Raw genomic sequence first — 23,094 nt, 5'->3', positions numbered from 1 at the left:
TCCCAGCATGGCCGACCCCCACGAGGCGCGCATCCGCAGCCGGCTCAGTGCTGCCCGGGGGCGGCGGGCAGGACGAGTCGCGCGGTGATCTGCTTGCCGCCTTCACGATCCGTGACGGTTACGGTGTCGCTGAGTGCCTGGACGATCTCCAGGCCGTGACCGCCCACCCGGCCGGCGTCGGGCGCGCGGGGCCGGGGCGGCAGCGGCGAGGTGTCCCACACCGAGATGCGGACGATCCCGCCTTCGGGTTCCGCTTCCAGGCTCAGCCCGCAGGGGCCCGGAGCGTGCCGTACGACGTTGGTGATCAGCTCGCTGACCACGAGTTGCGCGTCCTGTACCACGCGGTCGGGAACGGGGGCGGGGCCGGTGACACGGACGCGCTCCAGGAATCTTCCGACGGCTGCGCGGGCTTCGGCGGCGGTGATCTCGCCGCTGTCCCAGTGGGCGTTCCAGCGCAGCGCGACGGGGGTGTCCCCGTTGCGGTCCGGCTCATCCGACGCCTTCTGCCTAAGCGGGATGGCCATAAGGTTGCCTCGTATTGTCACACTGTGTTACATCTCTTCCGTTACTCCGGCTACCCAGCCCCACGCGGAACAGTCCGTTCCTCGTCCACGAGCACGGGAACACGCGATAAACCCCCCGCGCCGCAGGGGGCGCGAGGGGCCTGCCGGGCTCGGTCGTCGGTCACCAGTAGTGGCGGTGGCCGGCCACCGCGGGACCCGTGGAGACGAGGTCAGCGCACCGGGAAGCCGAAGGAGTACCCCTGCTGCTTCAGCCAGGGCAGCACCTCGCGCAGCGCGGCCACGGTCTGGGCGCGGTTGCCGCCCGCGTCGTGGAAGAGGACGGTCGGCCCGTTGGCGACCTCCTTCTTCACGGTGGCGACGATGGCCGCCGTACCCGGGTGCTCGAAGTCCTTGGTGTCCACGTTCCAGCCCAGCGGCCGCATCCCGTGGGAGGCGGCGAGCTGCCGGCTGTACGGGGTGAACGCGCCGCCCGGCGCCCGGTAGTACATCGGCCGGACACCCCCGGAGGCGTCGGTGATCATCTTCTCGGCGTCGAGGATCTCCTTGGACTGGTACGACTCCGGCTTGTGGTCCATGGCCGTGTCGTGCGACACCGTGTGGTCGCACAGCCGGTGACCGGCCGCCACCACCGCCTTGACCATGTCGGGGTGCGCCTTGGCCTGCGTACCGACCATGCAGAACGTCGCCTTCACGCCGAAGTCGCGCAGCACCTGGAGCACCTGCGGGGTCCAGGTGGGGTCCGGTCCGTCGTCGATCGTGATGTTGACGCCCCGGGGGCCCTTGTCCGAGGAGTGCGCGATGGACACATCCACCTTCGCGGCGTCCTGGCCGCCCGCCTGCGGCGTGGACGGCTGCCCCGATATCGCCGCCGGCGACTTGTGCCCCCCGGAGGACTCGGCCTGCGCGGTCCACACCGAGGTGGCGGCCGCCACCGCGGTCACTCCGAGAGCCGCCGCCAGCACCCGACCGTGCCATCCCCGTCCGCCGCCATGCCGCACCATGCCCCGCCCCGCTCCGTGTCGTCTCCGAGTTCCTGCGCACCTTGGATGACGGGGAAACGTCCCGGCGGGATCCCGCGGGCGCCCTCTGTTACTGATCACGGACAATTCCGCCGCCGCCCGGCGACACCACGCCCGCCCCGGCTCCCTCCTGACGGCCCGTCGGGCCCGGCACGGACCCCGCGTCCACCGCCCCGCGCCCCCGTGGGCAGGCCCGCCCGGGGGAGACTCGGAAACAAGTGGCCCGGCTCACATGGCGTGCCGGGAGCGGCGCCGACACCATGGTCCTCGTCACCCGGCAGGCCGAAGGGATCCAGGATGTTCCGCAAGGTACTGGTCGCCAACCGAGGCGAGATCGCGATTCGCGCGTTCCGCGCCGGCTACGAACTCGGCGCGCGCACCGTCGCCGTCTTCCCCCACGAGGACCGCAACTCGCTGCACCGGCTGAAGGCCGACGAGGCGTACGAGATCGGTGAGCCGGGGCACCCGGTGCGCGCCTACCTCTCCGTGGAGGAGATCGTCCGCGCGGCGCAGCAGGCGGGCGCGGACGCCGTCTACCCCGGCTACGGGTTCCTCTCCGAGAACCCGGAACTGGCCCGCGCCTGCGAACAGGCGGGCATCACCTTCGTCGGCCCGGACGCCGACACCCTCGAACTCACCGGGAACAAGGCCCGCGCGGTGGCCGCCGCCCGGGCCGCCGGCGTGCCCGTGCTCGGCTCCTCGGCGCCCTCCACCGACGTGGACGAACTGGTCCGCGCCGCCGAGGACATCGGCTTCCCCGTCTTCGTGAAGGCCGTCGCGGGCGGCGGCGGGCGCGGCATGCGGCGGGTCGAGGACCCGGCCGCGCTGCGCGAGTCCATCGAGGCCGCCTCCCGCGAGGCCGCCTCCGCCTTCGGTGACCCCACCGTCTTCCTGGAGAAGGCCGTCGTCGAACCCCGCCACATCGAGGTGCAGATCCTCGCCGACGGCGAGGGGAACGTCATCCACCTCTTCGAGCGCGACTGCTCGCTTCAGCGCCGCCACCAGAAGGTGATCGAACTCGCCCCCGCGCCCAACCTCGACCCGGCGCTGCGCGAGCGGATCTGCGCCGACGCGGTGCGCTTCGCCCGCGAGATCGGCTACCGCAACGCGGGCACCGTGGAGTTCCTGCTCGATCCCGCCGGCCACCACGTCTTCATCGAGATGAACCCGCGCATCCAGGTCGAGCACACGGTGACCGAGGAGGTCACCGACGTCGATCTGGTCCAGGCCCAGCTGCGCATCGCGGCCGGCGAGTCGCTGGCCGGCCTCGGACTGTCCCAGGACACCGTGCGGTTGCGCGGCGCCGCCCTGCAGTGCCGGATCACCACCGAGGACCCGGCCAACGGGTTCCGCCCCGACACCGGCCGGATCAGCGCCTACCGCTCCCCGGGCGGCTCGGGCATCCGCCTGGACGGCGGCACCACCCACGCCGGCACCGAGATCAGCGCGCACTTCGACTCCATGCTGGTCAAACTCACCTGCCGGGGCCGCGACTTCCAGGCCGCCATCGGCCGCGCCCGGCGCGCGGTCGCCGAGTTCCGCATCCGCGGCGTCGCCACCAACATCCCCTTCCTCCAGGCCGTCCTGGACGACCCCGACTTCCAGGCCGGGCGGGTCACCACCTCGTTCATCGAGCAGCGCCCGTACCTGCTCACCGCCCGCTCCTCCGCCGACCGCGGCACCAAGCTGCTCACCTACCTCGCCGACGTCACCGTCAACAAGCCGCACGGCGAACGCCCCGAGACCATCGACCCGGCCACCAAGCTCCCGCCGCTGCCGGCCGGCGAGGTGCCCGCGGGCTCCCGGCAGCGCCTGGTCGAACTCGGCCCCGAGGGCTTCGCCCGCGCGCTGCGCGAGGCACCCCTGCTCGGCGTCACCGACACCACCTTCCGCGACGCCCACCAGTCCCTGCTGGCCACCCGGGTACGCACCAGGGACCTGCTCGCCGTCGCCCCGGTCGTCGCCCGCACCCTGCCCGGACTGCTCTCCCTGGAGTGCTGGGGCGGCGCCACCTACGACGTGGCCCTGCGCTTCCTCGCCGAGGACCCCTGGGAACGGCTGGCCGCCCTGCGCGAGGCGGTGCCCAACATCTGCCTGCAGATGCTGCTGCGCGGCCGCAACACCGTGGGCTACACCCCGTACCCCACCGAGGTCACCGACGCCTTCGTGCGAGAGGCCGCGGCCACCGGCATCGACATCTTCCGCATCTTCGACGCGCTCAACGACGTCGGCCAGATGCGCCCGGCCATCGACGCCGTACGGGAGACCGGGACGGCCGTCGCCGAGGTCGCCCTGTGCTACACCGCCGACCTGTGCGACCCCGCCGAACGCCTCTACACCCTGGACTACTACCTCCGCCTGGCCGAGCAGATCGTCGAGGCCGGCGCGCACGTGCTGGCCGTCAAGGACATGGCCGGGCTGCTGCGCGCCCCGGCCGCCGCCCGGCTGGTGTCGGCGCTGCGCCGGGAGTTCGGCCTGCCCGTGCACCTGCACACCCACGACACCGCGGGCGGCCAGCTCGCCACCTACCTGGCCGCGGTCCAGGCGGGCGCCGACGCGGTGGACGGCGCGGTCGCCTCGATGGCCGGCACCACCTCCCAGCCGTCGCTGTCGGCGCTGGTGGCCGCCACCGACCACTCCGAGCGGCCCACCGGCCTGGACCTCAAGGCGGTCGGGGACCTGGAGCCGTACTGGGAGAGCGTGCGCCGGATCTACGCCCCCTTCGAGGCGGGCCTCGCCGCCCCGACCGGCCGCGTCTACCACCACGAGATCCCCGGCGGCCAGCTGTCCAACCTGCGCACCCAGGCGGTCGCGCTGGGCCTCGGGGACCGCTTCGAGGAGATCGAGGCGATGTACGCGGCCGCCGACCGCATCCTGGGCCGCCTGGTGAAGGTCACCCCCTCGTCCAAGGTGGTCGGGGACCTCGCCCTGCACCTGGTGGGCGCCGGGGTCGCCCCGGAGGACTTCGAGCAGTCCCCCGACACCTTCGACATCCCGGACTCCGTGATCGGCTTCCTGCGCGGCGAACTGGGCACCCCGCCCGGCGGCTGGCCCGAGCCGTTCCGCACCAAGGCGCTCAAGGGCCGCGCCGAGGCCAAGCCGGTGGCCGAACTGACCGCCGAGGACCGCGAGGGCCTGGAGAAGACACCGCGCGCCACCCTCAACCGGCTGCTGTTCCCGGGTCCCACCCGCGACTTCGAGAACCACCGCCAGTCCTTCGGCGACACCAGCGTGCTGGACAGCAAGGACTTCTTCTACGGACTGCGCCCCGCCAAGGAGTACGCCGTCGACCTGGAGCCGGGCGTACGGCTGCTGATCGAGTTGCAGGCCGTCGGTGAGGCGGACGAACGCGGCATGCGCACCGTGATGTCCTCGCTGAACGGGCAACTGCGCCCCATCCAGGTGCGGGACACCGCCGCGGCCTCGGACGTCCCGGTGACGGAGAAGGCCGACCGCACCGACCCGGGCCATGTCGCGGCGCCGTTCGCCGGTGTGGTGACGCTCGCGGTGGCCGAGGGCGACGAGGTGGCGGCCGGGGCGACCATCGCCACCATCGAGGCGATGAAGATGGAGGCCGCCATCACCTCCCCCCAGGCCGGCCGGGTGGGCCGGCTCGCCGTCAACCGCATCCAGCAGGTGGAGGGCGGCGATCTGCTGATCGAGGTCCGCTGAGCCCGGCCTGGCCCGGCCTGGCCCGGCCCGGCCCGACCCGAACGCCGGGCGGCAGGGGCACAGGGTCTCAGGGGGCGCCGCTGCCGGAAACGGTGGCCGGCGCCCCCTTTTCCGTACGCCGTACGCCGTGCGCCGTCAGGGCCGACGGGCCGGGAGGTCCCGGCCGTTGAGCGCCCGGTAGGCGAACCGGGTGATCACCTCGACGGCCTCCTCCTCGGGGATGTCCGGCCACAGCTGGCCGAGGCTGTCGAACATCGAGGCCAGCAGGGTGAGAGTGACCGTGGGGGAGGCCGGCAGGTCAGGGATGTGCGCCAGGTGGTCGCGCAGATCGTCGAACTGGGTACGGCGCCAGGCGCGCAGGGTGCGGGCGAAGTCCTCGTCCACCAGCGCCGCCTGGTGCAGCGCGAGCATGGTCGCCGCGTGCTCCCGGTACACCCGCGCGTACCCGGCGACATGCCGGCGGATCGCCTCGGGGTCGGTGAAGTCGGCCTTGTGCTCGGCGCTGCTCGCCTCGCGGTCGCCCGCCGCGCCGACCTCCGCGAGCAGCGCCTCCAGCAGCTCTTCCTTGCCCGCGAAGTGGTTGTAGAAGGAGCCCGCCGAGCGCCCGGCCTCCGCCGTGATGTCGGTGATCTTGGTGTTGAGATAGCCGCGCGTGGCGAACAGCCGCTTGGCCGCCTCGATCAGCGCGGCCCTCGTGTCAGCCGCCTGCGCCGCACGCTTCACGCCGTTCTCCTCGTCTGCTTGACAGCGCACGCTAGCAGCCCCCACGATGAATCTACATTCACTGAATGGAGATTCACTATGCGTGTACTCGTGGCCGGCGCCGGTCCGACCGGCCTCACCCTGGGCATCGACCTGGCCCGGCGCGGCGTCGAGGTCCGGATCGTCGACAAGGCCCTGGCCTTCTTCGACGGCTCACGCGGCGACGGCATCCAGCCGCGCACCCTGGAGGTCTTCGACGACCTCGGCGTCCTGGAGGCCGTGCTGAAGGAGGGCGCGCCGCCGGCCGCGATCCGCGTCCACCTCGACGGCCGCCCGGCCGGTGAACGCCGCATGGTCGACCTGCGCGAGCCCCGCCCCGACGTGCCGTACCCGAACCCGTGGGTGCTGGGGCAGTCGCAGCTGGAGGCGATCCTGCGCGCCCGCCTCGCCGAGCTGGGCGTCCGGGTCGAACTCGGCACCGGCCTGGTCGGTCTGGAACAGGACGGGGAACGGGTCACCGCCCGGCTGTCCACCGGCGAGACGGACCGGGCCGACTACCTCGTCGGGGCCGACGGCGGCGCCAGCCTCGTCCGCAAGGCGATCGGCGTCGCCTTCCCCGGCACCACCGACGAGACCTTCCGCGTGCTGGTCGCGGACGTGACCGCCCCGGACCTCGACCCGGCCCTCGGCCACTGGTTCGCCGCGCCCGGCGACCCCGCCTCGGGCGTCGTCATGACTCCGCTGCCGGGCACCGGCACGTTCCAGTTCGCCACCGTCCTGGGCAGCGGCGACGACGCCTCGCTGGAGAGCATGCAAGCCGTCCTGGACCGCTTCTCGGCCGGTGTGCGGCTGACCGGACACGGCTGGTCGACGGTGTGGCGGCCCAATGTGCGGCTGGCCGAGCGGTACCGCGCCGGCCGGGTCTTCCTGGCCGGCGACGCCGCCCACGTGCACCCGCCGACCGGCGGCCAGGGCATGAACACCGGCGTCCAGGACGCCTACAGCCTCGGCTGGCGACTCGCCGCCGAGCGCGACCTCGACCGCTACGAGACCGAGCGGCGCGCCGTCGCGGCACGGGTGCTCGGCGTCAGCACCGAACTCCTGAACCGGTACGCCGAGGGCCGCGAGGACGCCTACCGCCGCGGCGAGGAGAGCTTCGGCCTCGACATCACCTACCGCGACCCCGAGGCCACCGGCCGCCTCGTCAGCGGCGACCGCGCCCCCGACGCCCCGGTGCACGACGCCGCGGGCGCCCCCGTCCGCCTCTTCGACCTCTTCCGCGGACCGCACTCCACCCGCCTGGTCTTCGGCGCCGCCGCCCCCGCGGGCGAGCCGCACACGTACAGCGTGCTGCGCCCCGGCGCGCCGGTGCCGCCCGCCGACAGCGGCGTCGCGCCCTGCGTCGTCGACACGGACGGACACGCCCACACGGCCTACGCCGCCGCGCCCGGCGACAGCGTCCTCGTCCGCCCGGACGGCTACCTGGCCTGACCGGCTGCCCGGCCCGACCGGCAGCGCGCGCGGCGGGCCGCCGGGGCAGTCACGCGGTCCGCTGCCGCCGGCCGGCCATCACGGCGTACACGAGCACGCCCGCGAACAGGAACAGCACGCCCTGGTACACCGCGGCGTACCCGGCGCCCGCGACCAGCCACAGGGAGAAGGCGGCGGCGACCGCCGCGACCACGGCGTCCCGCGCCAGGCGCCCCCGGTCCACCAGCTCACGCCGGCCGGCGACCAGATGGAAGAGCTGCGCGGCGGTGGCCAGCAGATAGGGGACGGTGGCGGTGAAGGTGGTGACCAGGACCAGGGTCTGGAAGACCTTCGCCGAACCCGACGTGTAGTTGTAGACGGTGAGCAGCGAGGCGAGGACCACGGTGACGGCGACACCGAAGGTCGGCACGCCCCGCCGCCGGCGCGCGAAGGCGGCGGGGAACAGGCCGTCCTCGGCGGCGGCGTACGGGGTCTGGGCGCTCAGCAGCGTCCAGCCGTTGAGGCAGCCGGTCATCGACACCAGCGCGGCCAGCGCGACGGCCCAGCCGCCCCAGGACCCGCCGAACATGGCGTTCACGGCGTCCGAGAAGGGGGCGGTGGACCCCACCAGGCGGTCGTGGGCGACCGTGCCGAAGACGGACAGCGTGCCCAGCAGGTAGACCAGCGCCGCTCCGGCGGTGCCGATGACGGTGGCGCGCCCGACATTGCGCCGGGGGTTCTCGACCTCACCCGCGCTGACGGCGGCGGACTCCACGCCGAGGTAGGAGAAGAGCAGGATCGCGGCGGAGGCGGAGACCGCGCCGACCGCGCTGCCGCCGCCCGGGTGGAACGGGCCGAGGTTGCGCGGGTCGAAGAAGAACAGCCCGCCGACGGCCACCAGCAGCAGCGGCACGAACTTGAGCACGGTCGAGACGAACTGCACCGCGCCGACGTACCGGGTGCCCGCGAAGTTGGCGAGCGCGGGCAGCCACTGCAGGGTGAGCGCGGCCAGGCAGGCGCTCCAGCGGTGGCCGTTCACCGGGATCAGCACGTCGAGGTAGCCGACGGCGGCCACGGCCAGCGCGGCGTTCGACACCCAGGTGGTGATCCAGTACGCCCACGCGGCCAGGAAACCGGCGAAGTCGCCGAAGGCCCCGCGGGCGTAGACGTAGGGGCCGCCGGTGCGCGGGTCGCGTCCGGCGAGCCGCCCGAAGACCAGGGCCAGGCAGATCGCGCCGACGGTCAGGACGCCGAAGGCGACCAGGCTGACCGTGCCGTACGGGGCGACGGAGGCCGGGAGCAGGAAGATGCCGCCGCCGATGATGTTGCCCATGACCAGGGCGGTGGCGACGGGCAGCCCGAAGCGGCGGGTGTGCCGGCCGGCGGCCGGGGACGGGCCGGTCGGGGGCGCGCTGTTCGGGGGCGTGCCGGTCGAGGGGGCGGCGGGGCTTTCCTGCGGGGCCGGAGCCGACGGCGGGACGGTTCCGGGGACGTGCATGGGGTGGTGCGCCTCTCGTCGAACGGGTGCCCGGGATCGCCGGGCGGCACCCATGGTCCGGCACCGTCCGGCCTGTCGCCAAATGACCGGTTTTTGTCTCGTGCGAGGTCACCCGGGCCGGTAAAAGTACGTCGGCGCGCCCCCTGGGCCGGGAATCGTCCACCCGCCTCCCGTGCCGCCGGAACCAGATGTTCCGCTCTGATCCGCTCCGATCCGCTCCGATCCGTTCCCTCGGCCCGGCGGTGGCGGGGCGGGCGTGCCGGTCGTCGGCGAGAGGAGTGACGGCAGGATGACCTAGCGTGGTCGGTATGTCCGAGATGCCGCATGGTGAGCACGGCCGGCCGCCCACCCCGGCCGAGCGCTGGGCCGCCTTCCGCGAGTCCCCCTTCCTGCCCGCCTCCGTCCTGGTGCTGATCCTCGCCGCCGCCGCCGGACTCTTCGCCGGCTCCTACACGTACGCCATGGCGAACCCCACCCCGCACACCATCCCCACCGCCGTCGTCGGCGCCTACGACCAGCCGCAGGGCGGGCGCTTCATCACCGGCATGGAGAAGGCCCTGTCCGCCTCCCTCAAACTGCACCCGTACGACAACCTGCCCGCGGCCCGGGCGGCGGTGGACGACCAGCAGGTCTTCGCCGTGCTCGACGTCCCCGAAGGCGGGAACACCGTCCGGCTCGACGTGTCCGGCGCCTCGGGGGCTACGGTCGCCCAGGTGCTGGAGGAGGCGGCGCAGCAGGTCGGCAAGGCCACCGGCGTGCCGGTTGTCGTCCTCGACCTCAAGCCGCTGCAGAAGGGCGACCCGCGCGGGCTGGCGATCTTCTACATCTCGCTGGCCGCCGTGATCATCGGCTTCGTCGGCGCCATTCAGCTCAGCGTGCACGCGTGGGCCCTCAATCCGCTGGAGCGCATCCTGTTCACCGCCGCCTACGCCCTGCTCGGCGGGTTCGTGATCGCCGCGGTGGTGGACTGGATGCTGGGCGCGCTGCACCTGCCGTTCGTCGAGTCCTGGATGATCCTGGCGCTGACGATGTTCACCACCGGCATGGTCTTCTCGATGTTCAACACCCTGTTCGGGCGCTGGGCCATGATCCCGACCTGGGGGCTGATGGTCCTGCTCGGCAACCCGTCCTCCGGCGGCGCGGTCTCCTGGCCGCTGCTGCCCTCCCCGCTCGGCCGGATCGGCCGCTGGCTGCCGCCCGGCGGATCGGTGAACGCCCAGCACACGGCCGTGTACTTCGCCGGTCACCAGCACGCCTTCCCGTTCCTGGTGCTCACGGCCTGGGCGCTGGTCTCCTGCGCCGTCTTCTGGGTGTGGCGGCACCGCCACCCCGGCGGCCGGCAGGCGACCCCCGCGCACGCGGCCCCCTGACGTCCCATGACCCCGGAGGTAATCGATCCCGTACGGCGGTCCTGGCATGATCTGCGGTGCAGGAACCGAGCGACCGACCGGAGGACCCGATGACCGCGTACGCCATAGCCCACCTGCGTGACGCCGACCCGCACCCGGAGATCGCCGAGTACATCGAGCGCATCCCCGGCACCTTCGCGCCGTACGGCGGCCGCTTCCTCGTGCACGCCAGCCGGCACGAGGTGATGGAGGGCAGCTGGCCCGGGCACGTCGTGGTGATCGGGTTCCCCGGGATGGCGGAGGCCCGCGCCTGGTGGGACTCGCCCGCCTACCAGGAGATCGCACCGCTGCGCTCGCGCCACATCGAGAGCGACATCGTCTTCGTCCCGGGCGTGCCCGAGGACTACGACTCGGCGTCCACCGCCCGCGCGATGCGCGAGGGGCCCGCCGGGCCGGAGGCGGCGCCGGGTCACTGACCCGGCGGGCCCGCCCGGCGCGGCCCACGCAGGCCGCCAGCCCGCCCGCGCGGCGGGCGTGTGCAGCCGTGACCTCGCCGTGCGGGGCGGCGCTCAGGGGCCGACGGCGACCGGCCGCACCCACCGCGCGGGGCCGCCCGCCCGGCCCTCCGCGTCCGGGACGCCGGTGGTGACGGTTCCGGTCCCTGCGTCCGGGAGATCCGCACGGGCTGTCGGGACACCCCCGCCGGCTCCGGCGCCCAGGGCGTCCGCGCCCGGACGGCCCTTCCTGCCGAGGGCGTCCGCGTCCGGACGGCCCTCCACGTCCAGGACGTCCGCACAGGGCCCGGAGTCCAGGGCGTTCGCGCGGTCCCCCGCGTCCAGGCCCCCCACAGCGACCCCCGCTCCCGAAACGCCCGCGCGGCGCAGCCACTCCCGGTATGCCGGTGCCTGGTCGGCAGCCTCCCAGTAGGCCGCCTCCAACTCGGCGTACGCCTGGTCGAGTTGGTCCTCGGTGCGGGCGGCGAGCAGCAGGCGTACGCCGATCGGGTCGCCCTCCAGCGGCCGGATGGCGAGATCGGAGCGCGGGTGGGCGGTGGGCTGGCTGACCGTGACCACCTCGCCGGTGGCGGCCAGGGAGTACGCGGTGAGGTAGTCGCCGTGCAGCAGGACCGGCTCAAGTCCCGCCCCGCGCAGCACCCGGCACAGCGCGTCCCACTCGCCGTCCACCGTGGCGTCGACCATCCAGCGGTCGCCGGCGAGATCGGCGAGCCGGACCTCGGGCCGCGCCGCCGCCGGGTGGTCGACCGCCAGGGACACGAACTGCGGTTCGCGCTCCACCAGCACCCGCAGGCACAGCCCGGGCGGCACGCGCAGCGGGCTGCCCTCCACCTCGTGCACGAAGGCCATGTCGAGCCGGCCCGAGGCGACCATGCGCAGCAGGGAGTTGGCGGACACGTCCATCTGGAGTGTGGGTCCGCCGTGCGGGCCGCGGGCGCGCAGCCGGCGCAGCCAGCCCGGTATGGCCCGGCTCGCGGTGGCGCCGATGCGCACCTGGGGCCCGCCGCTCGCGCGGGCGGCCGCCGCCCGGGTGTCGGCGACCAGCGCCGAGAGTTCGGCGACCAGCGGCCGGGCCCGGCTGAGGACGGCCCGGCCCAGCGGTGTGGGGCGGCAGCCGGTGCGCGCGCGGACGAAGAGCTGGCCGCCGAGCGCGTGCTCGATCCGGCGCAGCTGGGTGCTCAACGAGGGCTGCGCCAGGCCGAGTTCACGGGCCGCCCGGTGCAGACTGCCGGTGTCGGCGATGGCGCACAGCACCCGCAGATGCCTCACCTCCAGCTCCATGGGGGGAGCGTAGGGCGGCCCGTGGTGCCGCACCAGATGTTCAAACCCCAACGGAACCGTACGAGTCGGCCGCCGATAGCTCCGCGCTATCCCCGGTTGCCATCATCCGCCGTCCCGTCGCCTGCCCGAGACTCGTGCGCAACCGATCGTTCACCCCACATGGAACGAGTAGGAGCCCCCACATGAAGCCGCTCCGCACGAAGCCGGCGTCCGCGAAGACCTCCAGGAGACTCGTGGCCCTCGCGCTCGGTCTCGGCCTGGCGTCCGCCGCGCTCGGCACCGCGCTGCCGGCCAGCGCCCAGGACGCCGCCGCCCCGTCCGGCACCGCCGCCGGCTACGCCCGGTACGCCGGCTCGGCCGAGAACGCCGCGAACAACAAGGCGTTCTTCGACGCCGTGCTGCGGTCGGTCGCCGAGAGGCAGGCCGCCCACCCGAACCTGAAGGCGGTGACCGTCTACTACAACGCCTCCCAGGCGCCGAGCTTCCGCTCGCAGATATCGAGCGCCGCGTCCATCTGGAACAGCTCGGTGTCCAACGTCAAGCTCCAGGCGACCTCGGGCAACGGCGACTTCGCCTACTACGAGGGCAGCGACCCGCAGGGCTCCTACGCCTCCACCGACGGCCACGGCAGCGGGTACGTCTTCCTCGACTACGCGCAGAACCGGCAGTACGACTCGGTCCGCGTCGCCGCCCACGAGACCGGCCACGTACTGGGCCTGCCGGACCACTACAGCGGACCGTGCAGCGAGTTGATGTCGGGCGGCGGCCCCGGCCCGTCCTGTACCAACCGCTACCCGAACGCGAACGAGCGCGCCCGCGTCAACCAGCTGTGGGCGAACGGCCTGGCCAAGGCCCTCAAGCAGGCGCAAGCGGCGCACTGACCGGGCCGGAGCGCCCCGCGGGGACCGTGACGCCGGCCACGGTCCCCGCCGGGGCGCTTCCGGTCACTTGCTGACGGCGAAGCGCATCAGGGCGTGCTCGTCGCCCTGCTTGATCTTCCCGGTCACATTGATCACTTCGAGCTTCCAGGCGCCGCCGACCCGCACGGCCTTGGCGACCGCGCAGCCGTTGTCCTGGGTGAGCAGGCTGGGCCAGATGTCCGCGACCTGCTGGGTGGAGCCGCCAGTGGCGTCGTACACCTTGAAGCTGATGTTGCGGGCCTTCTGGAAGGAGCTGTTCTTCTTGAAGGCGGCGGCGACGAACACGATCGAGGTGATGTTCTGCGGAACCCGGGCGAACTCGACCGTGATGACCTCGTCGTCGCCCTCACCGCGCCCGGTCTGGTTGTCGCCGCTGTGGGTCAGCGAGCCGTTGCCCATCGGGTCGAGGGAGTCGAGCCCGGCCAGCCGCACCGGGTCGCCGCCCTGCATCGCGATCGCGATGAGGTCGAGGTCGGTGCCGGCCTTGCGGCGCAGCGCGCCCAGCACGCCGCCGCTGGAACCCGCGGTGGGGTCCCAGGACACCCCGATGGACAGGTGGGTGACGCCGTCCAGGTCGGCGGGACCGTCTTCCTTCGTCAACGTAATCATGCGTTCGATCATCCTCTGTTCATGAGACTGCCGCAGGTACAGTCTGCCTGCAGCACAGGAAGAGACGTTCCCCGGGGCGTCCGTCGGTTCCCGCCGGGGCGTACGAGCGGGAGAACTCCTCGACGCCCTTCGAAGCCCGCCGCCTCGACCACCTCGCGCAGAACGGCCCGTGGACAGCCGGACACCGGATCGTGCGGCCCGGGAAGGGGATCGGCACGTCGTCCAGGCCGGCCTCCACCATCGACAGCACGAACAGCCCTCCGGGCGGCAGGAGATGGCGTACGGCCGCCGACGCGTCCGGGATCTCCGCGCGCCCCGGCACGAGCAGCGAGAAGAAGGCGCCGACCGCGTCGAAGCGGCCCAGGTCGCGGGGGCCGCGCGGGCGGGGGTCCGCGATGTCACGCGGCGGGCGCGCACCGGCGGACTCGTCGGCGGGCTCGTCGGCGGGGCTGCTCATCCGTCCTCTCCCCTCCGCGCCGCGCGGTGCGCCGTGCCGCGCGGCCGGCACTCCGTCAAGCCGCGGAGGGTGACGCTACCGGCCGGTGCCCGGCACGGTACAGATCACGGAGCAGGGCGATCTCGGCGCCGTGGCGCAGCAGTTCCCGGCCGACCCAGGGTGTGGGCGCCGGCGGTGCGGTCCGCGCGCAGGGTGTGCGGCTCGGCCGGGTGGCTCAGCCGCCACGCGGGGGTGGTGAACGGTGGCGGGCAGGGGTGGGGGTAGGGCGCCGCGTCGCGTCCCCGGTCGCCGGCGCCGTCCAGCCGGGACGGCCGGGGGCCTCGGCCCCGGGCGCGCCCGGGGCCGACGGTACCGCCGGGTCAGTGCAGGGCGGGCGGCGCGTCCTCGGGGCCCGTGCCCCAGGAGGACGGCGCGGTGCCGACCGTGAAGGCGAGGGACCGGGTGTGCCGCAGGGTGTCCGTCGTGAGGTACGTACGGCCGTACGGCGAGCCGTCCACGCGGGCCGACCGGACGTAGCGCCGGGCGTCCGAGGTGCCGGGCGCGGTGATGGTGAGCGCACCGCGCGGGTGGTAGCGCCGGTCCAGGGTGAGGTCGACCCGGTCGAAGACGGGCGTGGACAGGCCCCAGGTGGAGTAGCCGGGCTGGACCGGGTAGACACCGATCGAGGAGAGCACGTTCCAGGCGGACATGGTGCCCAGGTCGTCGTTGCCGGTCATCCCGGTCGGGGTGTCGGTGAACAGGGTCAGCGCCGCGTGCACCACGTCGGTGGTCTTCCACGGCTGCCCGGTGGAGAGATAGGTGTACGGGGCGATGAGGTCGGGCTCGTTCTGCGGGTTGTACTTGTCGGCGTTGTAGTAGTCGTAGGGACCGTTCACCCACACCTGGCGGGCGGTCCTGGCCGGGTCCTTCACCAACTGGTCGTAGGCGAAGAAGGAGTCCAGCCGGGCATCGGCCGCCTGCTCGCCGCCGATCAGGCCGATCATGCCGGGCAGGTCCTGCGGCACGAGCCACTGGTACTGCCAGGCGGTGCCCTCGTGGAAGCCCTCGCTCCGCGCGGGGTCGGCCGGACCGGTGAACGCGCCGGAGGCGTCCCGGGCCCGGAAGAAGCCGGTCGAGGGGTCGAAGATCCGGCGGTAGTCCTGCGCCCGGGCGGCATACCGGGCCGCGTCCGCGTCATGCCCCAGGGCGCGGGCCATCTGCGCGAGCATGGCGTCCGACAGGGCGTACTCCAGCGTCGCGGACGCGCCGTGGTCGTAGTCCGAGTCACCGGGCTTGGCGTGCGGGCGGCCCTTCACATAGGGCGCGAAGCCGCCGGCCAGGTACTCCTTGTTCGCCTCCCGGCCCACGGCCGGGGAGCCGGCGGGCGGCACCCCGTCGGCGTTCTTCTTCAGGGCGCGGTACGCCCGCTCCTCGTACCCCTTGAGCAGGCCCTGCTGGAAGGCGTTGGTGAGGAACGGGGTGACCGGGTCGCCGGTCATGATGTTCGTCTCGACCGTGCCGTAGCCCCACTTGGGCAGCCAGCCGCTCTCCTCGTCGATCCTGACGACCGATATCGCCATGTCCCGCGCCTCGCGCGGCGCGAGCAGGGACAGCAACTGCGACTGGGTGCGGTAGGTGTCCCACAGCGACCAGTTCTGGTAGTACGTGAAGTCCCGCGCCCGGTGGGTCTTCTGGTCCCAGCCGGTGTAGCGGCCGTCCGCGTCGCTGCCGATGTTGGGCGCGAGGAAGGACCGGTACAGCGACGAGTAGAAGGTGCGGCGCAGGGTGTCGGCGCCGCCCTGGACCCGTACGTCGTCGAGCCGGTCCCGCCAGGCCCGATGGGCCGCCGCACGGACCCGGTCGAAGGAACGCCCGCCCTCCGCACGGAGGTTGACGGCCGCGCCGCGGGCGTCGACGTAGGACAGCGCGGTGGTCGCCTCCACCGTGCGGTCGCGGCTGGTGTCGAAGCGGACGTAGGCGCCGTCCCGGCCGGTCCTCGATCCGGCGGTGACCGCGGACCCGTCCCAGGTGCCGTAGGCGGTGAAGGGCCGGTCGAAGCGGGTGATGGTGTAGACGGTGTACGGCTTCGTGTCCTGGCAGAAGCCGCGGCCGGTGATCGCGGTGCGCACGGTCCGGTTGTCGAGCACCTCGACGCGGCTGGACACCATGCTGTGCAGCGACTGGCCCGCGTCGAGGAGGACGTCGGCCTTGTCGGTGGCGGGGAACGTGTAGCGCTGTACGCCGGTGCGGGCGGACGCCGTCAGTTCGGCCCTGATGCCGTTCTTCAGGTCCACCTTGTAGTAGCCGGGGCTCGCCTGCTCGGTGTCGTGGCTGAACTCGGCCTGGTACTGGGCGTTGTCCGTCCGGGTGATGTCGCCGGTGGCCGGCAGCACCGGCAGGTCACCGCCCAGACCGCAGCCGACGCCGGAGAGATGCACCAGGGAGAAGCCGCGGATGTGGTTCTGGGAGTGGTCGTAGCCGGTGTTGTGGCCGGTGTCCGGGGAGAACTGCACCATGCCGAAGGGGACGGCCGCGCCGGGATAGGTGTTGCCTTCGTTCTCGGTGCCGATGAACGGGTTGACGTAGGTGGTGGGGTCCGCGCCGGGCCGGGCGGCGGCCGCCTGGGCCGGGGGCGCGGCCAGCGCGGCGCCGAGGAGGGCGACGACGGCCGCGAGGACCCCTCCCGCCCCGCGCGTGCGCCGTGTGCGCCGGAACCGTCTCATGGGGCGTCAGCTCCTCGTGGAGAAGAACAATCGGACAACGTTGTCAGCGAGCGCTCATTCTTCGACGCATTGCGTGTACTCGTCAAGAGTGCCGCCGGGTCGGCGCACCGGCCGCGTAGTACCGCGGTACCACCCCCGGGCCGCCGTTCGGCCCCCTGGTACCAGCGCCGCGGCCCGGTGCGGACCTAGCGTTGCCGGTGAGGCGCGTGACACCGGGTGCGCGGCGACCGAGGGAAGGAGCGCCGGTGATCGAGGCACAGCAGCTGAGCAAGAGGTACGGGGAGAAGACGGCCGTGGACCGGCTGGACTTCGTGGTGCGGCCGGGCACCGTGACCGGGTTCCTGGGACCCAACGGCGCCGGGAAGTCCACCACCATGCGGATGATCGTCGGCCTGGACGCCCCGACCCACGGGTCCGTCACGGTCAACGGCCGCCGCTACGCCCGGCACCGGGCGCCCCTCCAGGAGGTCGGCGCGCTCCTGGAGGCGAAGTCCGTGCACCCGGGCCGCACGGCGTACCAGCACCTCAGAGCCCTGGCGCTCACCCACGGCATCCCGCGCCGCCGGGTCGACGAGGTCGTCGAACTGGCCGGCCTCGGCGAGGTGGCCGGGAAGCGGGTGGGCGGCTTCTCCCTGGGCATGGGCCAGCGGCTCGGCATCGCGGCGGCGCTGCTCGGCGACCCGCAGACCGTCATGCTGGACGAACCGGTCAACGGCCTCGACCCCGAGGGCGTGCGCTGGATCCGGGACCTGCTGACCTCGCTCGCGGCCCAGGGGCGGACGGTGTTCGTCTCCTCGCACCTGATGAGCGAGATGGCGCTGGTCGCCGATCACCTGATCGTGGTGGGACGCGGACGGCTGCTCGCCGACACCACCGTGCGGGAGCTGATCCGGGAGACCGGCGGCGACACGGTGAAGGTGGCGGCGCAGGACCCGGCCCGGCTGCGGGACGTGCTGGCGGGCCCGGACGTCGTCGTCACCGGCCGGGTCGGCTCCGAGGAACTTCAGGTCACCGGGGTGAGCGCACGGGAGATCGGGCTGAAGGCGGCCGAGCACGGCATCGCCCTGTTCGAACTGAGCACCCGGGCGGTCTCCTTGGAGGAGGCCTTCATGGAACTGACCAGGGACGCCGTGGAGTACCACGGCGCCACCGGCACGGACACGCTCAGGAGGCCGGCATGAGCACCCTCACCGCGACCGCCGCCGCCCGGCGGGCCGCTTCCGCGGGACCCGAGTACCGGGTCACCGGACGCCGCGTGCTGCGCTCGGAGTGGGCCAAGCTGTGGTCGCTGCGCTCGACCTGGATCACCCTGGGCCTGGCCCTGCTGTTCCTGGTGGTGTTCGGGCTGATCGCCTCGGTCCGCTACCGGTCGGGGATGAACTCCGGCCGCATCGATCCCGGCTTCGCCCGGCAGTCGGCCGTCAGCCTGTCCCTCTTCGGGACGAACTTCGCCCAGCTCGCCCTGGGCGTGCTCGGGGTGCTGGCCACCGCGGGGGAGTACTCGACCGGCACGATCCGCTCGACGCTGGCGGCGGTGCCGCGCCGCCTGCCCGTGCTGTGGTCCAAGGCGGCGGTGTTCGGTCTGGTCGCCCTGGTGGTGGGCACGGCCGGCGCCTTCGCCGCCTTCCTCGCCGGCCACCGGGTCCTCGCGACGACGCCCGCGGCCATGGACCTCTCCCACGACGGCGCCGTACGCAGCCTGCTGGGCGCGGGGCTCTACCTCGCCCTGGTCGCGGTGATCGGCACCGCCGTGGGCGCGCTGCTGCGCTCGATCGCCGGCGGCATCTCGGTGCTCGTCGCCGCCCTCCTGCTGATCCCGGGACTGACCACGCTGCTGCCCAGCTCCTGGAAGGACACCATCGGCCCCTATCTGCCGGGTGACGCGGGCGCGTCGATGTACGCCCTCACGCACGACTCGACCACCTTGTCCCCGCTGGCCGGAGGGCTGGTCCTGCTGGGCTGGACGGCCCTCGCGCTGGCCGGGGCGGCGTACCGGCTGAAGCGCGCGGACGCCTGATCCACGCCACCATGGCCAGGTGACCTGTGCGATCACCGACGACATCGGCGGACTGGGACCGCCGGCCGCCCGGCTGGTCCGGGCGGCCCGGCGGCTGCGCCTGGCCGACCGGGCCCGCCCGTGGGTCCTGGACACCGCCGTCGTGGCGGCGGCCCTGCTGCTGGTGTGCCTGCCGGACCTGCTGCACGCCGCGGCCCCGGACGGTGCCGGCCCGCGCCGGTTCCACCTGGTCTTCAGCCGGCTGCCGCCGGCCGGCCTGCTGGTCCTGCGGGCCGGTCTCGTGCTGCCGCTGCTGTGGCGCCGGCGCCGCCCCGCGCTCGCCTTCACCACCGTCGCCGCCGTGTTCGTGCTCCAGTGGTCCCTGGGCGCCGCGCTGCGCGGCGACATCGCCCTGTTCATTGCGCTGTACAGCCTCGCCCTGCACGGACGGCTGCGGCAGCTGCCCTGGGCCTGCGCCGTCATGGCGGCCGGAATGGCACTGGTCGCGCTGCGCATGGCGCCGGTGGTGTCCGTCTGCGACGCCCTGTTCTTCCTGCTGGGCACGGCCACCGCGGCGCTCGCCCTCGGCCTGGTGGTCCGCATCCGCCGGGCCCAGCTCGCCGGACTGCGCGAGCGCGCCGCCCGGCTGGAGATCGAACGCGACCAGCGCAGCAGGCTCGCGGCCGCCGGTGAACGCGCCCGGGTGGCCCGCGAGATGCACGACATCGTCGGCCACAACCTGTCCGTCATGATCACCCTCGCGGACGCCGGGGCGTACGCCACCGGCAGCGCCCCCGAACGCGGGCAGGAGGCCCTCCGGCTGATCGGCGACACCGGACGGCAGGCCCTCGGTGAACTGCGCCGCCTGCTCGGTGTCCTGCGCGCCGCCGCCGACGGCCCGCCGGGCGAGCCGGAACTCAGCCCGCAGCCCGGCATCGCTGACGTCGACGCGCTGTGCGCCGGGGTGCGCGCCGCCGGGCTCGACGTCGTCTACCGCACCGCGGGGAACATGGACGCCCTGGACGGCGGAGTGCAGCTGACGGTGTACCGGATAGTGCAGGAAGCCCTCACCAACACCCTCAAGCACGCGGGCCCCGGCACCCGGGTCACCCTGGAGATCGCGGTGGAGGACACCCGGCTGCGTGTCCGGGTCCGCGACACCGGACCGCCCGCGGGCGCCTGTGGGCCCGGCCCGGCGAGCGGGGAAGGGCACGGCCTGGTGGGCATGCGGGAGCGGGCCGCGCTGTACGGCGGCAGCGTCGGCGCGGGACCGGCGCCCGGCGGCGGATGGAGCGTGGACGCGGCCCTCGACCTCGCGCCCGTGCCGCGGGGCGGTGATGGCCGGTGACCACCGTGCTCGTCGTGGACGACCAGCCGCTCCAGCGCTTCGGCTTCCGCATGCTGCTCGACTCCGTGCCCGGTACCGAGGTGGTCGGCGAGGCCGGGCACGGTGCCGAGGCCGTCCGGATGGCCGCCGGACTGCGTCCCGACGTCGTCCTCATGGACGTTCGCATGCCCGGCATGGACGGCATCGAGGCCACCCGGCGCATCGTCGCCGCGGGCGAACGCTCGCGCGTCCTGGTGCTGACCACGTTCGGCCTCGACGAGTACGTCCACGCCGCGCTGCGCGCCGGGGCCAGCGGCTTCCTCGTCAAGGACGCCCGCCCCGAGGAACTCCTCGCCGGGATCCGCGCGGTGGCCGCCGGGGACGCCGTCATCGCCCCCGCGCTCACCCGCCGCCTGCTGGAGGAGTTCACCCGGTACGTCCCGCCGCGGCCGGAGCGGACGGCCGCCGATCCCCGGCTGGGCGCCCTCACCGACCGCGAGCGCGAGATCCTCGTCGCGATCGGCAAGGGCTGGACCAACGCCGAGATCGCCGCCCGTTTCGTCCTGTCCGAGTCCACCGTCAAGACCCATGTCGGCCGGGTCCTCGCCAAGACCGGCGCGCGCGACCGCGTCCAGGCGGTGATCTTCGCCTACGACCTCGGGCTGGCCCGCCCCCAGGCGTGCTGAGGGGCGGGCCGCCGGTGTTCAGCGGCCGGGGCCGCAGCGGTACAGCGTCTGGGCCTCGGCCGCCCCGGGGTCCTTCCCGGGGCGCGGGGCGGCCGAGGCGGCGCCGGAGGGCCGCGTGCGGCCGGAGGGTTCCGTGCCGCCGTACGCCGAGGCCGGCACCTTGACGCAGGAACCCTCGACCCAGTGGGTGATCCGCTCGGTGGCGGACTCGCCCGAGCCGCCGAACAGGGCGCTCGGGCCGCGCCCGCCGCCCAGCACCACGTACCGCAGCCGGCCCGTGTCGACCAGCTGCCGGAACCGCGCCTCGGTGGGGAACGGCACCCGGCCGCTGAAGCCGCCGAGCGGCAGGATGCGGGCGCCCGTGGTGAGGATGTACGGGGACGCGCCGTTCCAGCCGGTGGTGGCGAAGACGTAGGCGGCCGAGCCCTGATGGGCGGTGGTGTAGCGCAGCAGCCCGCGCTGTGCGGCGGTGAGCCGGCCGTCGGTGCCCCGGGGACCGGCGAAGCCGCCCGCCGGGCCCTGGGCCGCCGCCTTCCCGCGCGCGGTGCCCGCCTGGGCCGGCGGGCCCGGCCGTCCGGCCGCCGAGGCCACCCGACCGTGACCGCCGCCCGCCCCGGTGGGGCCGACCGCGCCCCTCCCCGAACTGCCGTACACCGGGTCGAAGACCTGCACCGCCCACGCGGCCGGCGCGAGCAGCACCGCCGCGAGGGACGCCGCCAGCCCCGCGACGGCGAGCCGGCCGCCCCGCGCGGCGCCGCCCGTGCGGCCGAGCACCAGGAGGAGGACGGCGCCGAGGGCCAGCAGGCCCACGGCGGGTGCCAGCCACGGCAGGAACGAGGGGAACTCCCCGGCGAGGTACGCGCTCCACGCCGCCGTCGCCGCCACCGCGCCCGGCAGCGCCCAGGCCCGGCGGCCGCCCGCCCGGTGGGCGCGCCACAGCAGCACGGTGCCGCCGCCGGTGAGCGCGGCGAGCGGCACGGCGATCACGCCCATGTAGTAGGTGTGGCCGCCGACGCTGCCCGCGCTGAACACCAGGAAGTACGTCGCCAGCCAGGTGCCCCACAACAGATATCCGGCGCGGACCGGGTCGGTGCGCGGCCTGCCCCGGCGCCACAGCAGCCCGCAGCCTGCGGCGACCGCCGCGATCGGGTAGAGCCAGCCGGTCTGCGAGGCCAGCGAGGTGCCGAACATCTTCGACCAGCCCTCCTGGCCGCCGGTCCGTACGCCGCCACCGCCGCCGCCCGTCGTCCGCCCGGCCTGCTCCCGCGCCCCGCCGCCGGCGGCCTCCGCGGTGTGCCGCGCGGTGCCGTGTCCGCCCGTCCGGCCGCCGCCCTGGGTCGCGCTCACACTGCCGGTGGCGGCGGCGCTGACACCCAGTGAGGAGAAACGGTTCAGGAAGTTGTAGCCGACCACCATGCTGAACGCCGAGTTGTTGGTGGTCCCATCCACATAGGGCCGGTCCCGGGCCGGGGTCAGCGTCACGGCCAGCACCCAGGACGCCGACACGGCGGTCATCACCACGGCGGACACGGCCAGATGCGCCAGCCGCCGCCGCGGCGGGAGCGGCGCCGACACCAGATACACCAGGGCCAGCGCGGGAAGCACCGCCCACGCCTCCAGCATCTTGGCCTGGAAACCGAGGCCGACCCACACCCCGGCGAGCACCAGCGGGCGCGCCCGGCCGTCCCGCGCGGCCCGCTGCACGGCCTCGGCGGCCAGCAGCACGCACAGCGTGAACAGCGGGTCCTCGACCGCGGTGCGGAACAGGCCCACCACCACCGGCGTCACCAGGAACGCGCCCGCCGCGATCAGCGCCGCGTGCACGCCCGCCCAGCGGCGCACCAGCCGGTACAGGACCAGCAGGCTCGCCACCCCTTCGAGAACCTGCGGAAGGACCAGCGACCACGGATGGAAACCGAGGACGCGGGCGGAGAGCGCCTGCGGCCAGAGGAATCCGGGGAGTTTGTCGAGCGTGATGGAATTACCGGGATCGAAAGAGCCGTAGAAGAATGCCTTCCAGCTCTCCGTCATACTGCGGGCGGCGTTCGCGTAGAACGTGTGGTATTCGCTGTGGCCGATGCCCCAGGTGTAGAGCACGGCGGCCAGCACGGTGATGACCAGCAGCGCCGGACGCGCGTACGCCGGCTGGTCCGCCGGCGATCTCCACGGCGCGCGCCGATCGGCGCCGGCGGGGGCGGTCGGGTCGAGGACTGTCGTAGCCATGGGCAGCAGTCTTCGCCACGGCTCAGGCCGCCCGAGCCGGGGCAGGCCGCTTCAAGTGAATTCTCATCAACCTCAGAACAACTCTTTAACCGGCCTTCGTCGAATTCAGTACGGGCCCGCCTTCATTTCTGGCCGCGCGCGAAG

The 23,094-nt window shown here is 73.8% G+C and carries 17 protein-coding genes and 2 pseudogenes; 9 read left to right on the top strand and 10 right to left on the bottom strand.

The window, feature by feature from the left end; genetic code table 11:
* Positions 1–44: 44 nt before the first annotated feature.
* Together ABZ858_RS17240 and ABZ858_RS17235 are read right to left on the bottom strand one after the other, a co-directional pair.
* Positions 45–524 (bottom strand): ATP-binding protein, encoded by a 480-nt coding sequence (locus ABZ858_RS17240; RefSeq protein WP_361378304.1) that lies wholly within the window; start codon positions 522–524, stop codon positions 45–47.
* A 209-nt stretch (positions 525–733) separates the two neighbouring features.
* Positions 734–1,525, bottom strand: a complete 792-nt coding sequence (locus tag ABZ858_RS17235) for a polysaccharide deacetylase family protein (RefSeq protein WP_361378301.1) — start codon at positions 1,523–1,525, stop codon at positions 734–736.
* A 315-nt stretch (positions 1,526–1,840) separates the two neighbouring features.
* Here ABZ858_RS17235 and ABZ858_RS17230 point away from each other — a divergent pair, with 315 nt between their 5' ends.
* Positions 1,841–5,215: a pyruvate carboxylase gene (locus ABZ858_RS17230; RefSeq protein ID WP_361378298.1), complete on the top strand. Its 3,375-nt coding sequence runs from the start codon at positions 1,841–1,843 to the stop codon at positions 5,213–5,215.
* A 135-nt stretch (positions 5,216–5,350) separates the two neighbouring features.
* Here ABZ858_RS17230 and ABZ858_RS17225 read toward each other — a convergent pair whose 3' ends face one another.
* The gene (locus tag ABZ858_RS17225) at positions 5,351–5,938 is read right to left on the bottom strand and encodes a helix-turn-helix domain-containing protein (RefSeq protein ID WP_361378295.1); all 588 of its coding nucleotides are present in this window, start codon (positions 5,936–5,938) and stop codon (positions 5,351–5,353) included.
* Between the two features lie 78 nt (positions 5,939–6,016).
* Here ABZ858_RS17225 and ABZ858_RS17220 point away from each other — a divergent pair, with 78 nt between their 5' ends.
* Entirely contained in the window at positions 6,017–7,408 is a 1,392-nt protein-coding gene (locus tag ABZ858_RS17220; protein WP_361378292.1) for an FAD-dependent monooxygenase, read from the top strand.
* 49 nt (positions 7,409–7,457) lie between these two features.
* Here the strand turns inward: ABZ858_RS17220 and ABZ858_RS17215 are convergent, their stop codons facing one another.
* Positions 7,458–8,885, bottom strand: a complete 1,428-nt coding sequence (locus ABZ858_RS17215; RefSeq protein WP_361378289.1) for an amino acid permease — start codon at positions 8,883–8,885, stop codon at positions 7,458–7,460.
* Between the two features lie 317 nt (positions 8,886–9,202).
* Here ABZ858_RS17215 and ABZ858_RS17210 point away from each other — a divergent pair, with 317 nt between their 5' ends.
* Complete coding sequence (locus ABZ858_RS17210) at positions 9,203–10,255, top strand: ABC transporter permease (RefSeq protein ID WP_361378831.1); 1,053 nt, start codon at positions 9,203–9,205, stop codon at positions 10,253–10,255.
* Between the two features lie 89 nt (positions 10,256–10,344).
* Positions 10,345–10,710, top strand: coding sequence for a DUF1330 domain-containing protein (locus tag ABZ858_RS17205; RefSeq protein WP_361378286.1), 366 nt, complete (start codon positions 10,345–10,347; stop codon positions 10,708–10,710).
* 396 nt (positions 10,711–11,106) lie between these two features.
* On the opposite strand, the pseudogene ABZ858_RS17200 reads toward ABZ858_RS17205, so the two are convergent.
* Positions 11,107–12,030, bottom strand: a pseudogene (locus ABZ858_RS17200) (LysR family transcriptional regulator); the annotation flags it as partial.
* Positions 12,031–12,212: 182 nt separating this feature from the next.
* Between ABZ858_RS17200 and snpA the strand changes: the two are divergent.
* Positions 12,213–12,911 (top strand): snapalysin, encoded by a 699-nt coding sequence (snpA, locus tag ABZ858_RS17195; RefSeq protein WP_361378283.1) that lies wholly within the window; start codon positions 12,213–12,215, stop codon positions 12,909–12,911.
* Between the two features lie 63 nt (positions 12,912–12,974).
* Here snpA and ABZ858_RS17190 read toward each other — a convergent pair whose 3' ends face one another.
* The 4 genes and pseudogenes from ABZ858_RS17190 to ABZ858_RS17175 form a co-directional block, all read right to left on the bottom strand.
* A complete protein-coding gene (locus ABZ858_RS17190; RefSeq protein WP_361378280.1) occupies positions 12,975–13,559 on the bottom strand; it encodes a TerD family protein in 585 nt (194 codons plus the stop codon).
* Between the two features lie 19 nt (positions 13,560–13,578).
* Positions 13,579–14,016 (bottom strand): hypothetical protein, encoded by a 438-nt coding sequence (locus ABZ858_RS17185; RefSeq protein WP_361378277.1) that lies wholly within the window; start codon positions 14,014–14,016, stop codon positions 13,579–13,581.
* A gap of 55 nt (positions 14,017–14,071) precedes the next feature.
* Positions 14,072–14,342: pseudogene (locus ABZ858_RS17180) on the bottom strand (DinB family protein); the annotation flags it as partial.
* A 33-nt stretch (positions 14,343–14,375) separates the two neighbouring features.
* Positions 14,376–16,718 carry a GH92 family glycosyl hydrolase gene (locus ABZ858_RS17175; RefSeq protein WP_361378274.1) on the bottom strand — a complete coding sequence of 781 codons (2,343 nt, stop codon included), beginning with the start codon at positions 16,716–16,718 and terminating at the stop codon, positions 14,376–14,378.
* A gap of 245 nt (positions 16,719–16,963) precedes the next feature.
* Between ABZ858_RS17175 and ABZ858_RS17170 the strand changes: the two genes are divergently transcribed.
* Genes ABZ858_RS17170 through ABZ858_RS17155 form a run of 4 tightly spaced genes read left to right on the top strand, consistent with a single transcriptional unit; the run spans position 16,964 to position 20,727 of the window.
* A complete protein-coding gene (locus ABZ858_RS17170) occupies positions 16,964–17,899 on the top strand; it encodes an ATP-binding cassette domain-containing protein (RefSeq protein WP_361378271.1) in 936 nt (311 codons plus the stop codon).
* Positions 17,896–18,735 (top strand): ABC transporter permease, encoded by an 840-nt coding sequence (locus ABZ858_RS17165; RefSeq protein WP_361378268.1) that lies wholly within the window; start codon positions 17,896–17,898, stop codon positions 18,733–18,735. The genes ABZ858_RS17170 and ABZ858_RS17165 overlap by 4 nt, the downstream gene beginning before the upstream one ends.
* Positions 18,736–18,754: 19 nt before the next feature.
* Entirely contained in the window at positions 18,755–20,062 is a 1,308-nt protein-coding gene (locus ABZ858_RS17160; RefSeq protein ID WP_361378265.1) for a sensor histidine kinase, read from the top strand.
* Positions 20,059–20,727 carry a response regulator transcription factor gene (locus ABZ858_RS17155; protein ID WP_361378262.1) on the top strand — a complete coding sequence of 223 codons (669 nt, stop codon included), beginning with the start codon at positions 20,059–20,061 and terminating at the stop codon, positions 20,725–20,727. The genes ABZ858_RS17160 and ABZ858_RS17155 overlap by 4 nt, the downstream gene beginning before the upstream one ends.
* Positions 20,728–20,745: 18 nt before the next feature.
* Here the strand turns inward: ABZ858_RS17155 and ABZ858_RS17150 are convergent, their stop codons facing one another.
* Complete coding sequence (locus tag ABZ858_RS17150) at positions 20,746–22,950, bottom strand: glycosyltransferase family 39 protein (protein ID WP_361378259.1); 2,205 nt, start codon at positions 22,948–22,950, stop codon at positions 20,746–20,748.
* Positions 22,951–23,094 lie beyond the last annotated feature (144 nt).

The organism is Streptomyces sp. NPDC047017 (assembly GCF_040644175.1).
In the GTDB taxonomy this organism is placed as follows: Bacteria; Actinomycetota; Actinomycetes; order Streptomycetales; family Streptomycetaceae; genus Streptomyces.
Note: the sequence above shows the minus strand (reverse complement) of the source record. Positions and strands in the feature narration are given on the sequence as shown.

What these genes read in the sequence shown, in the direction of transcription:
- ABZ858_RS17240 (WP_361378304.1), bottom strand. Translation starts at nt 524, where the DNA reads ATGGCCATCCCGCTTAGGCAGAAGGCGTCGGATGAGCCGGACCGCAAC.
- ABZ858_RS17220 (WP_361378292.1), top strand. Translation starts at nt 6,017, where the DNA reads ATGCGTGTACTCGTGGCCGGCGCCGGTCCGACCGGCCTCACCCTGGGC.
- ABZ858_RS17235 (WP_361378301.1), bottom strand. Translation starts at nt 1,525, where the DNA reads ATGGTGCGGCATGGCGGCGGACGGGGATGGCACGGTCGGGTGCTGGCG.
- ABZ858_RS17205 (WP_361378286.1), top strand. Translation starts at nt 10,345, where the DNA reads ATGACCGCGTACGCCATAGCCCACCTGCGTGACGCCGACCCGCACCCG.
- ABZ858_RS17165 (WP_361378268.1), top strand. Translation starts at nt 17,896, where the DNA reads ATGAGCACCCTCACCGCGACCGCCGCCGCCCGGCGGGCCGCTTCCGCG.
- ABZ858_RS17150 (WP_361378259.1), bottom strand. Translation starts at nt 22,950, where the DNA reads ATGGCTACGACAGTCCTCGACCCGACCGCCCCCGCCGGCGCCGATCGG.
- ABZ858_RS17185 (WP_361378277.1), bottom strand. Translation starts at nt 14,016, where the DNA reads ATGAGCAGCCCCGCCGACGAGCCCGCCGACGAGTCCGCCGGTGCGCGC.
- ABZ858_RS17215 (WP_361378289.1), bottom strand. Translation starts at nt 8,885, where the DNA reads ATGCACGTCCCCGGAACCGTCCCGCCGTCGGCTCCGGCCCCGCAGGAA.
- ABZ858_RS17190 (WP_361378280.1), bottom strand. Translation starts at nt 13,559, where the DNA reads ATGATTACGTTGACGAAGGAAGACGGTCCCGCCGACCTGGACGGCGTC.
- snpA (WP_361378283.1), top strand. Translation starts at nt 12,213, where the DNA reads ATGAAGCCGCTCCGCACGAAGCCGGCGTCCGCGAAGACCTCCAGGAGA.
- ABZ858_RS17230 (WP_361378298.1), top strand. Translation starts at nt 1,841, where the DNA reads ATGTTCCGCAAGGTACTGGTCGCCAACCGAGGCGAGATCGCGATTCGC.
- ABZ858_RS17175 (WP_361378274.1), bottom strand. Translation starts at nt 16,718, where the DNA reads ATGAGACGGTTCCGGCGCACACGGCGCACGCGCGGGGCGGGAGGGGTC.
- ABZ858_RS17210 (WP_361378831.1), top strand. Translation starts at nt 9,203, where the DNA reads ATGCCGCATGGTGAGCACGGCCGGCCGCCCACCCCGGCCGAGCGCTGG.